This is a genomic window from Maribacter stanieri, assembly GCF_900112245.1.
Lineage (GTDB): Bacteria > Bacteroidota > Bacteroidia > Flavobacteriales > Flavobacteriaceae > Maribacter > Maribacter stanieri.
Genome location: NZ_FOYX01000004.1, coordinates 175,746 through 189,240, shown reverse-complemented (window position 1 = coordinate 189,240; position 13,495 = coordinate 175,746). Strand labels below are relative to the sequence as shown.

Below are 13,495 nucleotides of genomic sequence, written 5' to 3'. Positions count from 1 at the left end.
CTCAGCACTTAATCATATTAAAAAAGTCCCTTCGTTTGAAGGGACTTTTTTATTTTATAAATGAAAGTTATCATTCGGCTTATGTTCGTTTCCAAAAATATGGTGTCAATAATATCAATACCGTAAAGAGTTCTAACCTACCGGCCAGCATTAAAAATCCACACCACCACTTTGCCAAATCTGGCAAACTATTAAAATTACTTACAGGATTTAAACTTCCTAATGCCGGACCAACGTTACCCAAAGAAGATGCTGCACCACCAATAGCCGATTCAAAATCCAAACCGAGAAAACCAAGGACCAGTGCCCCAATAATAAATAACAACATATACAACACGAAGAAACCAATGATGTTATAAACGATTTTCTCCTTTACTGTTTTATTGTTATAACGTACCGGAATTATGGCATTTGTATGCAACGTTCGCTTAAACTCCAACACTCCATTCTTAATAATCAATAAGTGACGCATTACCTTTATACCACCAGCTGTTGAACCAGCAGAGCCACCTAAAAAGAATAGTCCAAAGAAAAAGACGGTTAAAAAGGGAGTCCACTGTGTAAAATCTGCACTAACAAAACCTGTTGTAGTTATTACCGAAATAATCTGAAACAATGAATGTCTGAATGCGCTTTCCGCCTTACCCAATACCATAGGATAACCAGGAGTCAACTCTGTTATATTGGCCTTATAATAGACACCTAAAGCAACTATAATGGTAAATACAACAACGAAACCTGCATAATATCTAAACTCTTCATCCTTAAATACTTTCTGTACCTTTCCTTTAAACGCGAAATAGCTTAAAACGAAATTACTACCAGCTAAAAACATAAAGAAAATGATGATATACTGAATCATTGGTTGATCGTTCCAATAAGCAACGCTCGCATTTTTAGTAGAAAAACCTCCTGTAGATAGGGTTGCCATAGCGTGGTTTATAGCATCAAAGAAAGACATACCTGCAATTTGCAACAAGATTGTTTCAGCCACGGTATACCCAAAGTAAATTAACCAAAGACGTTTTGCCGTATCTGTAATTCTGGGGTGCAATTTATCTCCCGTAGGCCCTGGGGCTTCTGCAGAAAACAACTGCATACCTCCAATTCCCAACAATGGTAATATGGCAATTGCCAATACAATTATACCCATTCCCCCAATCCAATGGGTTAAGCTTCGCCAAAACAAAATACCCTCCGGCATAGCTTCAATATCATCCATAATAGAAGCTCCAGTTGTTGTATAACCCGATATGGTTTCAAAAAAAGCATTTGTAACCGTTGGTATCGCTCCTGAAAATAGATATGGCAGCATACCAGAAATGGACATCACGATCCAACCGAAAGTTACTATGATATAACCCTCTTTCTGTTTAACCTCTTTTTTATGACCCCTGGTATAATACATCATAAAAACCCCTACAAACATAGTGGTGATAGATGCCAACATTATACTTAAAGTAGCGCCATCTTGGTAAACACCACTAACAACAGCCGCTAAAAGCATAAAGCCTCCGTTACAAAGTAGCAGAAGCCCCATTAAATGAAATATGATTCTTAAGTTAAGCCGCATCTTAAAGGAACATTCGTTCAATTTTTGGAATCTCTGAAGGCAAACAACAAACTACTACCCTATCTCCTTCTTGTATTCTAAATCCACCAAGGGCAATATGACCTACACCGCCTCTGACAACCCCACCAATAGTGGCCGCTTTAGGAAAGTCTAATTCTCGTATGATTGCTCCCGTTACTTTAGAATTCCTTTTTACTATAAATTCTAATATCTCAGCATTTAAATTGTTTAAACGCATTAGAGCTACCACTTCCCCTTTACGAATATGTCTAAAGATATTATTGGCAGCTAAAAGTTTTTTATTTATCAAAGTATCAATACCAATGGAGTGAGAAAGTTGAAAATAATCCATATTCTCTACCAAGGCAATTGTCTTTTTAATATACTTGGATTTCGCCACTAAACATGACATAATATTAGTTTCTGAATTTCCGGTTACCGCTATAAACGCATCCATAGATTCTAAACTTTCTTCATCTAGCAATTCAACATTTCTACCATCGCCATTAATTACCAAAGCATTTGGCAATTCATCTGCTAAGTCAAAAGCTTTTTCTTTATTCTTCTCAATGAGCTTTACATTGAATTTATTGGCACAAAGATCTCTTGCAGTTTTATACCCTACTTTACTACCGCCAAGAATCATTACATTTTTGATTTCGGCTTTTTTCTTACCAGTAAGTTTGTAGAGTTCATCAACACCCTTTTTCACTGTTATAAAATAAACCTGATCACCTTCTTTAAAAACAGTATCTCCACGAGGTATTACCGTATATTGAGTTCCTGTTCGCTGAAGTGCAATTGGCATAAAGTGTAGCTCAGGAAAAATCTTTGCGGCTTCTTTTACCATCTTACCTACAAACGGTGCAGACTTTAGTAAAGAAACACCTACCATAATCAGCTCACCTTCCTCAAACTCATATGTATCATTAAAAGCAGACTTATTCAATAACATTTGAATTTCCGTCGCCGCTAATGCTTCTGGTGATATTAACTCATCTATACCTAATTCTGAGAATTTCAGTAATTCTTTGTTCTTTATAAATTCGGTATTTGATATTCTAGCAATAGTACGCTTACACCCCAACTGCTTTGCCAACATGCACAGCGTTAAGTTTGTTGTTTCAGAAGAAGTTACCGCAATAACCAAATCTGAATCTTTTACCTGGGCATCATTTAATACCGCAATAGAAGTTGCATCACCTTTTAAAACTCGTATATCTAAATGATTGTCCGCGTAAGCAAGACTTTCTTTTTTAGAATCGATTAAAGTAATATCCTGTGATTCATAAGAAAGCAACTTAGCTAAATGAAAGCCTACCTCCCCAGCACCAGCAATTATAATCTTCATTTATTTTATTAGAGCGCTACCAATCAAGTACCAATTTTCTTCTCTTAAATATTAAAGATACTTAAAAGTAGGCTTGAAAAAACATAGCATTTATTAAGGCACAAAATTACATAATTAAATTAGTTTATTCTTTATTTTCAATTCTTTAAGCCTTCTTATACCAAGCTAAGTGGTTAAAAAGGAATTAAGCAATAGCTATATTGTATATTTGCCAAAAAAATAGCTATAAAATGCCCCAAAAAGTTACGCCCTATAAAAATTCTGATCTAGGAAAAAAAGAACAGGTTACAAAAATGTTCGATACTATTTCTAAAAATTATGACGGCTTAAACCGTGTTATTTCTTTTGGTATAGATATTAAATGGCGTAAAAAAGTGGTTGAAATATTAAAAAAAGAACAGCCTGAGTCTATTTTAGATATAGCTACGGGCACAGGAGACTTAGCTATTGCATTGGTTAGTACCGGTGCTAAGAAAATTATAGGTCTTGATATTTCACCAGGGATGCTGTCTGTCGGCAAAGAAAAAGTTACGGACAAAAATCTAGACAATACTATTGAAATGGTCGTAGGCGATAGTGAAAACCTTGTTTTTGCAGATAATTCTTTTGATGCCGTTACCGTTTCTTTTGGAGTACGTAATTTTGAAACTCTTACAACGGGAATGGCTGAAATACTTCGTGTTTTAAAACCTAATGGTTCATTAGTTATCTTAGAAACTTCAGTACCTACTAAAACACCGTACAAACAAGGATATAAGTTTTACACAAAAAATATCCTCCCTTTAATAGGTAAACTTTTTTCAAAAGATGATTCTGCATATGGCTATCTAAGCGAATCCGCATCCGTTTTTCCTCATGGCGAAAACTTCAACAATATTTTACGGGAAATTGGGTTTATAGATGTAACGAATAAACCTCAAACATTTGGGGTTGCATCAATTTATGTTGCGAAAAAGGCTAATATTTAATTTTAGTATACTCACAATATATATTTGACGTTTTACAATCGTAAACCAGCATATATGAAGAAGTGGTTTTTTATAAGCCTAACGTTGTTGATAACGAATATATTGAGTGCTCAATTCAACGAAAGTCCCATATTGAACAAACAGAACGAGGATAAGAAACTCATTAACTGGGGTTATTTCTTAGGTTTAAATCAGTATGATTTCAAAATTGAATACAAGGAAAATGCACAAGATGTCTTGGTTAGCAAAAGTTTTGGATTTAATGTTGGATTGATTGGCGAACTGCGACTTAACGAATTTTTAGACCTGCGCTTTGAACCAGGTCTACATTACGGATCAAGATTAATGGGCTTTCCTGGCTTTGATGATGAACGTGATGCTATTCGAGAAGTTAAATCTACTTATATAAATTTTCCTGTTCTACTTAAAGCAAGTACACGAAGATTCGGGAATTTTAAACCATTTTTATTAGCTGGTGGCTCACGTAGTTTAAATCTAGGTAGTAATGAAGAAAGTCTAGATGATAACAGCTCTGGTACTTTTAGAATGAAAAAATGGGTTTATAATTACGAACTAGGTTTTGGCATAGATTTTTATTTAGAATACTTTAAATTCACTCCATCCATACGAGGTGTTTTTGCCTTAACCGATGAACTAGTACCAGATCAAGACCCAAATAGTCCTTGGACCGGAAATATTGAATCTTTAAAAACTCGTGGTCTTTTCATCAATTTTACTTTTGAATAGCAATTAGCAATTAGCAATTAGCAATTAGCAATTAGCAATTAGCAATTAGCAATTAGCAATTAGCAATTAGCAAAAAATAAATTATTCGATTACCAACACCTAACTACTTTCTAATTTCATGTAGTAAAATTGCAGTTGCAGAAGCTACGTTTAAGCTTTCTGTAGTTGCTTCGCCAAATTGTGGAATAGCCAACCTATCTGTACATAATTTAGCAATTGCATCTGAAATACCCTTACCCTCATTACCCATAATCATTATTCCTTTTTTCGGCAGTTTTGTATTATTTACGCTTACACCATCCATAAATGTTCCATACACCGGCAATTCTGTTGAATTTAAAAAAGCATCAAGATCCTTATATTGAACATTTACTCTGGTAATTGAACCCATAGTTGCTTGTAGTACTTTAGGATTATAACAATCAACAGTATCCGTTGAGCAAATAATATCTTTAATTCCAAACCAGTCACACAATCTAATTATGGTACCCAAATTACCTGGATCCTGTACGCCATCCAATACTAAAATCCAATCTGAAAGAATTTGATCTGTTGGTTTAGGAATATGAAAAACCCCAAGATATCCATTAGGATTTTTAAGGCTACTTATTTGTGATAATTCCTTATTTGATATTGAATAGAACGGTACGTCACCAGTTTCCAATTCATTAGAATCAACAGTAAATAATTTATAAATTTCCATGTTGGAATTCAATACTTCCTCCACGGTCTTTTTACCTTCAACAACAAAAAGTCCATGCTCATTTCGGCACTTTTTTTGCTGTAGACTTTTGATAAGTTTCAATTCACTTTTGACAACCATTCAAATAATGTATTTTTGATTTATATGAGGATGGCACTTTGCTCCAAAAACAACATGGCTAAATTAAGCTTATTATCACTACTGGCAATAGTCTTGCTATCCTGTAACTCGCTTAAAAAAGTTGAGGACGATGAATATTTGGTGATCAAGAACTCCATTTACGCCGATTCTATAAAAGTAAACAACGAAGAATTAGAAAGTCTTATCTATCAAAAATCCAATTCTACCGTATTAGGGTATCCATTAAGGCTTAACCTATACAACCTAGCCAAAGAAAATCCGGATTCCTCTTTTAATGAATGGCTTTATAAGAAAGAAAACAGAAAAAAGAGACTTACAAAATTACTTTCCGCTAAACAAGTAGAGCGTTTAGGGGAGTCTTTTATGGTAAAAGGTCTTAGCAACTGGCTTAAAGATATTGGAGAAGAACCTACTATTCTTGATACTACAAAAACACGTTTAACTTTAGCGAAATTAAGTGCCTATTATCAGAGTAAGGGTTTTTTCACCAACTCTACCACATACCTTATTGACAGTACTAAACATAAGAAAGCAAAAGTAAATTATCATATAGCACTAGGAGACCCTTATATGATAGATTCTCTTGGCAACAATATTTCATCAACCGCAATCGACTCGCTTTATTTTTTAAATTCTGCAAACTCACTAATAAGAGAAGGCCAGCAATTCGACTTATCTAACTTTAACAGCGAAAGAGAACGACTAACAGGTATTTTTAGAAATAGTGGTATTAGAAATTTTCAAGAAAGCTCCATTACTTTCGATATATTAAGGGATACCACTAGATCTGCAGATGACCAAAAAATGAATATCACCCTTAATATTGGTGATTTAAAAACTAGAGGTGAAAACGAAGTAACGACATCTGCTTATAAAGTTGAAAAAATTAATAAAATCAATATCTATACAGACTACCTATCTACAAGCACCCAAGATTCTCTTTACACACTAGATTATCAAGATTATACCATTCATTACTCTAAGAATTTTGACATTAAACCAAAAACTTTGGCAAATGCCATCTTTTTTAAAAAGGATAGTATTTATAGAGATGTAGATAAAATTAGAACTTCTAGACAGTTAAACGCACTTAATGTTTTTAAGTATCCAAACATTATTTTTAAAGCGGACTCCCTAGGTAACCAGGTAAATACCAATATTTATTTAGCCCCAAAAACCAAATATTCGCTTGGGACTGATTTTGAAGTTAGTCGTTCTAACTTACGTAGATTAGGTGTTGGTCTAGGCACTACCCTACTTATAAGAAACATTTTTAAAGGAGCAGAAAACTTAAGCATTTCGGCAAATGGATCTTATGGTCTTTTGAGCAGCAATACTTTTGAAGCCAACTATTTCTCAGAATTTGGTGGAGATGTAACTTTAGATTTCCCAAGAATTTGGTTTCCATTCATTAATACGTCTAGAATAATACCTAATTATACCCTACCGAAAACCAGAATTGCTATTGGAACCAATTTTCAAAATAATATTGGTCTAGACAAGCAGACCTTCAACACTGTTTTAGGTTACAGCTGGACACCTAGCGACTTTGTAAATCACGATGTTGAATTATTGAATATCCAATTTGTAAGAAACGTAAACAGTAACAGGTTCTATAATGTCTATACAAACACATATGAACTTTTAGATGATATTGCTGACACATATGAGGACGCTGATTTATACCCAGAATTAGCCGATTATTTTGAAACAGGAGATAGCGACACTGAACTTAATTTAATAATTCCATCAGGCACAAAAGGATTCACAAGTGCTATTTTAGATAATGAAGTAGCTTCTACTACCAGCGATTTTGATGATGTTAGTTCAATTGAAGAAAGAAGAATTAGACTTACTGAAAACAATTTAATTTTCGCAACAAACTACACGTTCAATAAAACGAATAGAACAGGAATCATCGATAATTCATTTTATCAATTTCGCTGGAAGATTGAAGGCGCTGGAAATGTTTTATCTGCATTTTCATCATTTATACCCTTTAATAAAAATGACAATGACCAACTTTTAGTTTTTGGTGTTCCATTTTCACAGTACATTAAAAATGAATTTGAGTATGTTAAATATTGGGACTTATCACGTTCAAATGTATTAGCTGCACGAGCTTTTTTCGGTATTGCTATACCTTACGGAAATTCTGACAACATTCCTTTTGTACGAAGTTATTTTGGTGGTGGCTCAAACGATAACCGCGCATGGTTCCCTTACTCACTAGGTCCTGGTAGTGTATCTGCAGTAAATGATTTTAATGAAGCAAATTTAAAATTAGCTTTAAACTTAGAATATAGATTTCCTGTTGTTGGTGACATTAACGGAGCAATTTTTGCCGATGCCGGTAACATTTGGAACGTTCTAGATAATGTAGAAGACCCTGACGCTACTTTTGACGGATTGGGATCTTTAAAGGATATTGCTCTTGGTACCGGTGTTGGGCTGCGATACGATTTTACCTACTTTCTTTTTAGGTTAGATTTAGGCTTTAAAACCTACAACCCTGCTGAAATTCAGTCTAAACGTTGGTTTAGAGATTATAATTTTGCGAATTCTGTATTGCAAATAGGCATCAACTATCCCTTTTAAATATAATTGTTTTATTACTTTTGTTTTTCATTTTTTTTTTAGAAACAAACAACTACATAATTATGGCTCACAATATCAAACCGGGAGTTGCAACCGGAGACGAAGTTCAAGCAATTTTCAACTACGCAAAAGAAAAAGGATTTGCATTACCTGCGGTAAACGTTATTGGTTCAGATACTATTAATGGTGTTCTAGAGACAGCAGCAAGCTTAAATGCTCCTGTTATCATTCAATTTTCTAATGGTGGAGCTCAGTTTAATGCTGGTAAAGGTCTTTCTAATGATGGGCAAAAAGCAGCTATTTTAGGTGCAGTTGCAGGTGCAAAACATGTTCACCAATTAGCAGAAGCTTATGGTGCTACAGTTATTCTACATACAGATCATTGTGCAAAAAAATTATTGCCTTGGATCGACGGTCTTCTAGATGCTAGTGAAAAACATTTCGCTGAAACTGGTAAATCATTGTTCAGTTCACATATGATCGATCTTTCTGAAGAGCCTTTAGAAGAGAACATTGAAATCTGTAAAGGTTACCTAGAGCGCATGAGCAAAATGAACATGACTTTAGAAATCGAATTAGGTATTACAGGTGGTGAAGAAGATGGTGTTGATAATTCTGATGTAGATGATTCTAAATTATATACACAACCAGAAGAAGTAGCATATGCTTACGAAGAGCTTTCTAAAGTTAGCCCTAAGTTTACAATTGCCGCTGCATTTGGTAATGTTCATGGTGTATATAAGCCAGGTAACGTAAAATTAACTCCGAAAATCCTTAAGAATTCTCAAGAATACATTTCTAAGAAATACGGGGTTGAGCATAACCATATCGATTTTGTATTCCATGGTGGTTCTGGATCAACAGTAGAAGAAATTAGAGAAGGTATCAGCTACGGTGTTATTAAAATGAACATTGATACTGATTTACAATATGCATTTTTAGCAGGTGTTCGTGACTACGTACAGGATAATAAAGATTACTTGCAGGCACAAATTGGAAATCCTAAAGGATCAGATGAGCCTAACAAGAAATATTATGACCCAAGAGTTTGGTTAAGAAAAGGTGAAACTGCTTTTATTGAGCGTTTGAAAAAAGCGTTTGAAGATTTAAATAACGTTAATACGCTTTAATAAACTTTAGATTAACCAATAAATGGATGATATGACGGCTTGGTTTAAAAGAAAAGAAAAAGGGATACAAACCTCTACCGAGGAAAAAAAAGACACTCCAAAAGGCTTGTGGTACAAATCGCCCACAGGTAAAATTGTCGAGTCTGATGATCTTGCAAAAAACTTTTATGTAAGCCCAGAAGATGATTATCATGTAAGGATCGGTAGTAAAGAATACTTTGAAATCCTGTTCGATAACAATAAGTTTACTGAACTTGATGAAAAGCTTACTTCTAAAGACCCTTTAAAATTTGAGGATACCAAGAAATATAGCGAGCGTTTAAAAGCTGCACAGAAAAAAACCGGACTTAAAGATGCTGTAAGAACAGGATACGGAAAGTCCTTTGGTAAAGATATCGTTATCTGCTGTATGGATTTTAAATTCATTGGCGGTTCTATGGGTAGTGTTGTAGGTGAAAAGATTGCTCGTGGTATTGACCACGCCATCAAAAAGAAAACACCATTTATGATGATTTCTAAATCTGGTGGGGCACGTATGATGGAGGCTGCGCTTTCATTAATGCAATTAGCTAAAACATCTGCTAAATTGGCTCAATTATCTGATGCTGGTTTACCATACATTTCATTATGTACAGATCCTACAACAGGTGGTACAACGGCATCATATGCTATGTTAGGCGATATTAATATTGCCGAACCAGGCGCTTTAATCGGCTTTGCAGGTCCTCGTATAGTTAAAGATACTACCGGTAAAGAATTACCTGAAGGTTTTCAATCTTCAGAGTTTTTATTGGAGCATGGCTTTTTAGATTTTATTTCTCACAGAAGAGATTTAAAGAAAAAGGTTAACCTATATATTGACCTAATTCAGAACAACCCTGTGAGATCTAAAGAAGCCTAAATTTATTTCTTGATTCGATATAGTTTCTTATATTAAAAAAAGAGTATCTTTGCGCCCTGATTGAAAATCAATCATAATACATAAAAATCATTTAAAATAATATTGGAATGTATCTTACAAAAGAAGTAAAAGCAGAAATTTTCAAGAAACACGGTGGTAAAGCAGAAAACACTGGTTCTACAGAAGGGCAAATTGCCTTATTTACACACAGAATCAACCACTTGACTGGTCACTTGAAAAAAAACCATAAAGATTACAACACTGAGCGTTCACTTGTGAAACTTGTAGGTAAAAGAAGAAGTCTTCTTGATTACATGATTAAAAATGATATTGTAAAATACAGAGAGCTAATTAAAGAGCTTGGTATTAGAAAATAATATTGCAAAAAAGGGGATAGTTAACTATCCCCTTTTTTTTAATTACTCCATGCCTTGGGAGATTAAGCCAAACACTTTGGCAAAGGCGAACAAAAAGCTACACACGGTTTTTCATTGGTCAACACAACACAACACAACACAACAACTCCGACCAGAGAAATTTTAGTCGGAAAGACCATTGTTTAACAAATCTGCAATACGCAGGTTTTAATCGAATTTTATGATTCCAAAAGTATTTAAAGAGGTCATAGACCTTGGTGACGGTAGAGAAATTTCTATCGAAACAGGAAAATTGGCAAAACAGGCTCACGGCTCTGTTGTTGTTCAATCAGGAAAATGTATGTTATTATGTACAGTAGTTTCCAATTACAAACAAAGTGATGTGGACTTTCTTCCACTTACGGTAGATTACCGTGAAAAATTTGCAGCTGCAGGTCGTTACCCAGGTGGTTTCTTTAAAAGAGAAGCAAGACCAAGTGACGGTGAAGTATTAACTATGCGTTTAGTGGATCGTGTTTTACGTCCGTTATTCCCAAAAGATTACCACGCAGAAACACAAGTTATGATTCAGTTAATGTCTCATGATGATGATGTTATGCCAGAAGCTATGGCTGGTTTAGCCGCTTCTGCTGCTATACAATTATCAGATTTCCCATTTGAATGTCCTATCTCTGAAGCTAGAGTTGGTCGTGTAAATGGTGAATTCATTATTAACCCTACTAGAGCTCAATTAGCAGAATCTGACATCGATATGATGATTGGTGCATCTGCTGATTCTGTAATGATGGTAGAAGGTGAGATGGATGAAATTTCTGAAGAGGAAATGGCTGAAGCAATTAAATTTGCACATGAAGCTATAAAAGTACAATGTGCTGCCCAAGTAAAATTGGCTGAAGCTTTCGGCAAGAAAGAAGTACGTGAATATGCTGAAGAAAGAGAAGATTTAGATTTAGCTAAGAAAATTCATGACATGGCATATGATAAAGTATATGCTATTGCCAAAGCAGGTTCTTCTAAAAAAGAAAGAAGTACTGCATTTTCTGAAATTAAAGAAGATATTAAAGCAAGTTTCTCTGAAGAAGAATTGGCTGATTACGGTGATTTAGTTTCTAAGTATTATGCTAAAGCCGAAAAAGCTGCAATTAGAACTTTAACTTTAGATGAAGGTTTGCGTTTAGATGGTCGTAAGACTGATGAAATTAGACCAATTTGGTGTGAGGTAGATTACTTACCATCAACACATGGTTCTGCAATTTTTACTAGAGGTGAAACTCAAGCATTGGCAACAGTAACTTTAGGTACTTCTAGAGATGCTAACAAAATAGATATGCCATCTTACGAAGGCGAAGAAAATTTCTATTTACATTATAACTTCCCTCCTTTTTGTACAGGTGAAGCTAGACCGTTAAGAGGAACATCTCGTAGAGAAGTTGGTCATGGTAACTTAGCGCAACGTGGTTTAAAAGGAATGATTCCTGCAGATTGCCCTTACACTGTTCGTGTAGTATCTGAAGTATTAGAATCCAACGGTTCTTCTTCTATGGCAACTGTTTGTGCCGGTACAATGGCATTAATGGATGCAGGTGTTCAAATGACAAGACCTGTTTCTGGTATTGCCATGGGTTTAATTTCTGATGCTGAAACTGGTAAATATGCTGTTCTTTCTGATATTTTAGGCGATGAAGATCACTTAGGTGATATGGACTTTAAAGTTACTGGTACTTCAGAAGGTATTACTGCATGTCAAATGGACATTAAAGTAAAAGGATTGTCTTACGAAATTTTAGTAAATGCACTAAAACAAGCAAGAGATGGTCGTTTGCATATTTTGGGTAAAATCACTGAAACTATTTCTACTCCAAACTCAGTTGTTAAGGATCACGCACCTACAATGGTAACTAGACGTATTCCTAACGAGTTTATTGGTGCTTTAATTGGACCTGGAGGAAAAGTGATTCAAGAAATGCAAAAAGAAACTGAAACAACTATCGTTATTAACGAAGATCCTGTTACAGAAGAAGGTATTGTTGAAATATTAGGTGTAGGTAGTAAAGGTATTGATGCTGTTATGGCAAAAATAGATTCTTTATTATTTAAGCCAGAGGTTGGTAGCGTATACGAAGTAAAAGTGATCAAAATGTTAGATTTTGGAGCTGTTGTTGAATATATGGATGCACCAGGAAACGAAGTGTTATTACACGTTAGTGAATTAGCATGGGAACGTACAGAAAATGTAACCGATGTTGTTAATATGGGTGACGTTTTTGATGTAAAATACTTCGGGTTAGACAAACGTACTCGTAAAGAGAAAGTTTCTCGTAAAGCGCTTTTACCAAAACCAGAAGGTTTTGTTGAAAGACCACCACGCGATGATAAGCGTAGAGATGACCGTCGTGGAAACGATCGTGATAGAAAACCAAGAAGAGATTAATTTTTCTTAAATAACTAAAAAACTCGTTTTTAATTAAACGAGTTTTTTTTTGCTTGAAATTGAGTACAAACTATTTTCAAAAATCAAATTTGTGTACATACCCTACTGTAAGTTCACTAAAGTTAGCTTGCCTTAAATTGGCATCGATAAAGACTCCGATATAAGTATTATGCTTTGAGCTGCTATCCATATCCATAAAATAATATTTCAAGCCTATTCGACTAAAAACATGTTTTTTTATTTGATAATAAGAGTCCATCTCACCTAATACTATTATTTCTTTACCATAAACAAATTGAATATACCCTTCGTTCAATTGCCAATCAATTTTATAAAAGGGCTTATAAACGTTAAGACCAATCTTTGAGTCCACCGCTATGGTCTTGTCCAAAATTTAAGAATAGATTTTTCTGCAAACGATGTTTAGGAAAATTACTCTTTGAGTTCCCCATCCACCCTATTGAATCATCCAACTCATTATAGGTAGATGCTTTTAATAAGTATTCTTGTGTCATCCCAAATAAAAGAAGCAACAAAAAAATTATTCCACTAAGGAATAAAAATTTTTTCCTTAA

At 34.6% G+C, this 13,495-nt stretch carries 12 protein-coding genes; 7 read left to right on the top strand and 5 right to left on the bottom strand.

The features are described 5' to 3' along the window. Positions 1 to 79: 79 nt before the first annotated feature. Positions 80 to 1,573 (bottom strand): TrkH family potassium uptake protein, encoded by a 1,494-nt coding sequence (locus BM296_RS17810; protein ID WP_027067971.1) that lies wholly within the window; start codon positions 1,571 to 1,573, stop codon positions 80 to 82. 1 nt (position 1,574) lies between these two features. Beyond that, the gene (gene trkA / locus BM296_RS17805; protein WP_027067972.1) at positions 1,575 to 2,924 is read right to left on the bottom strand and encodes a Trk system potassium transporter TrkA; all 1,350 of its coding nucleotides are present in this window, start codon (positions 2,922 to 2,924) and stop codon (positions 1,575 to 1,577) included. 230 nt (positions 2,925 to 3,154) lie between these two features. Between trkA and ubiE the strand changes: the two genes are divergently transcribed. After that, positions 3,155 to 3,892 (top strand): bifunctional demethylmenaquinone methyltransferase/2-methoxy-6-polyprenyl-1,4-benzoquinol methylase UbiE, encoded by a 738-nt coding sequence (gene ubiE / locus BM296_RS17800; protein ID WP_091905241.1) that lies wholly within the window; start codon positions 3,155 to 3,157, stop codon positions 3,890 to 3,892. Positions 3,893 to 3,946: 54 nt separating this feature from the next. Continuing rightward, positions 3,947 to 4,639, top strand: coding sequence for a type IX secretion/gliding motility protein PorT/SprT (gene porT, locus BM296_RS17795; RefSeq protein WP_027067974.1), 693 nt, complete (start codon positions 3,947 to 3,949; stop codon positions 4,637 to 4,639). Positions 4,640 to 4,742: 103 nt separating this feature from the next. Here porT and BM296_RS17790 read toward each other — a convergent pair whose 3' ends face one another. Continuing rightward, on the bottom strand, positions 4,743 to 5,462 hold the full coding sequence (locus BM296_RS17790) for a TrmH family RNA methyltransferase (protein ID WP_091905238.1): 720 nt from the start codon (positions 5,460 to 5,462) through the stop codon (positions 4,743 to 4,745). A gap of 54 nt (positions 5,463 to 5,516) precedes the next feature. Here BM296_RS17790 and tamL point away from each other — a divergent pair, with 54 nt between their 5' ends. The 5 genes from tamL (at position 5,517) to BM296_RS17765 (ending at position 12,920) form a co-directional block, all read left to right on the top strand. Continuing rightward, positions 5,517 to 8,081 carry a translocation and assembly module lipoprotein TamL gene (gene tamL / locus BM296_RS17785; protein WP_245787049.1) on the top strand — a complete coding sequence of 855 codons (2,565 nt, stop codon included), beginning with the start codon at positions 5,517 to 5,519 and terminating at the stop codon, positions 8,079 to 8,081. A 62-nt stretch (positions 8,082 to 8,143) separates the two neighbouring features. Next, positions 8,144 to 9,211, top strand: coding sequence for a class II fructose-bisphosphate aldolase (gene fbaA / locus BM296_RS17780; protein ID WP_027067977.1), 1,068 nt, complete (start codon positions 8,144 to 8,146; stop codon positions 9,209 to 9,211). A 31-nt stretch (positions 9,212 to 9,242) separates the two neighbouring features. After that, positions 9,243 to 10,112 (top strand): acetyl-CoA carboxylase, carboxyltransferase subunit beta, encoded by an 870-nt coding sequence (accD, locus tag BM296_RS17775; protein ID WP_036147529.1) that lies wholly within the window; start codon positions 9,243 to 9,245, stop codon positions 10,110 to 10,112. Between the two features lie 107 nt (positions 10,113 to 10,219). Continuing rightward, positions 10,220 to 10,489, top strand: coding sequence for a 30S ribosomal protein S15 (gene rpsO / locus BM296_RS17770; RefSeq protein WP_027067979.1), 270 nt, complete (start codon positions 10,220 to 10,222; stop codon positions 10,487 to 10,489). Between the two features lie 220 nt (positions 10,490 to 10,709). After that, complete coding sequence (locus BM296_RS17765) at positions 10,710 to 12,920, top strand: polyribonucleotide nucleotidyltransferase (protein WP_091905230.1); 2,211 nt, start codon at positions 10,710 to 10,712, stop codon at positions 12,918 to 12,920. Positions 12,921 to 12,996: 76 nt separating this feature from the next. Here BM296_RS17765 and BM296_RS17760 read toward each other — a convergent pair whose 3' ends face one another. Both BM296_RS17760 and BM296_RS19485 read right to left on the bottom strand, forming a co-directional pair. Beyond that, positions 12,997 to 13,311: a hypothetical protein gene (locus tag BM296_RS17760; protein ID WP_091905227.1), complete on the bottom strand. Its 315-nt coding sequence runs from the start codon at positions 13,309 to 13,311 to the stop codon at positions 12,997 to 12,999. Further along, positions 13,271 to 13,435: a hypothetical protein gene (locus tag BM296_RS19485; RefSeq protein WP_177214975.1), complete on the bottom strand. Its 165-nt coding sequence runs from the start codon at positions 13,433 to 13,435 to the stop codon at positions 13,271 to 13,273. Before BM296_RS19485 ends, BM296_RS17760 begins: the two co-directional genes overlap by 41 nt. Positions 13,436 to 13,495 lie beyond the last annotated feature (60 nt).